General features: G+C 67.5%; 1 protein-coding gene. It reads left to right on the forward strand.

Going from position 1 to position 1,014, the window contains the following annotated elements; translation table 11 throughout:
• Positions 1-1,014: AMP-binding protein (locus AB0I53_RS49630; RefSeq protein WP_358618243.1), on the forward strand; the 1,014-nt coding region annotated here is incomplete at both ends.

A 1,014-nucleotide genomic window follows, 5' to 3' on the forward strand; every position in this document is an offset into this window, starting at 1 on the left:
GGTAAGCAAAACTCCCCAGGCCACCGCACTCGAACACGACCGCACCCGCCTGACCTACGACGACCTCAACACCCGCGCGAACCAACTCGCACACCGCCTCATCGCGCACGGCGTCGGCCTGGAGTCGCGAGTTGTGCTGCTGCTCGGGCGATCGGTGGAGATGATCGTTGCCATCCTCGCGGTGGCGAAGGCGGGTGGCGCGTACGTTCCGGTCGACCCGATGTACCCGCGAGAACGAATTGGCTTCATGGTGGCGGACAGTGCCGCCGCGCTGGTGCTCACGAAGTCCGAGTTCGTCGACCTGCTACCGGAGGAAACGCCGAAACTGGTGCTTGACGAACCGGACGTGGCGGGTGCGGTCCACCGGTCCCCGGAGGCGTCGCCGGAGGTGGAGGTGCCTACTGGCGCCGCCGCATACGTGATCTACACGTCGGGATCGACGGGGCGTCCGAAGGGCGTAGTTGTCCCGCACACCGGGTTGGCCGGGCTGGCGCAGACCCAGGTGGAGCGTTTCGAGCTGACCGGCGAATCGCGGGTCTTGCAGCTGGCATCACCGAGTTTCGATGCCGCTGTGCTGGAAGTGTTGATGGCCTTCGCCGCCGGCGGAACCTTGGTCGTCCCGCCGGATTCGGGGGTGTTGACCGGCGCGGAGCTGGTCGACGTGCTCGCCGAGCAGCGGATCTCGCACGCACTGATCCTCCCGTCGGTGCTGGCGAGCATGCCAGTGGTGGAACTGCCGTCGTTCCGGACACTGCTGGTCGGAGGCGAAGCGATCGGCAGCGAGCTGGTCCGGCAGTGGGCTCCGGGTCGGCTGATGCTGAACCTGTACGGGCCCACCGAGGCCACGGTATGGGTGACCTCTGGATCGCTGGGCGTGCACTCGGACGAGCCGATCATTGGCGGTCCCACCGTCAATATGCGGGTCTACGTGCTGGACGGCCGCATGCGCCTGGTGCCACCGGGCGTGGTGGGGGAGTTGTACGTCGCGGGCGTGGGCTTGGCGCGGGGGTATTG

The sequence above is a fragment of the Saccharopolyspora sp. NPDC050389 genome (genome assembly GCF_040655595.1).
In the GTDB taxonomy this organism is placed as follows: Bacteria; Actinomycetota; Actinomycetes; order Mycobacteriales; family Pseudonocardiaceae; genus Saccharopolyspora.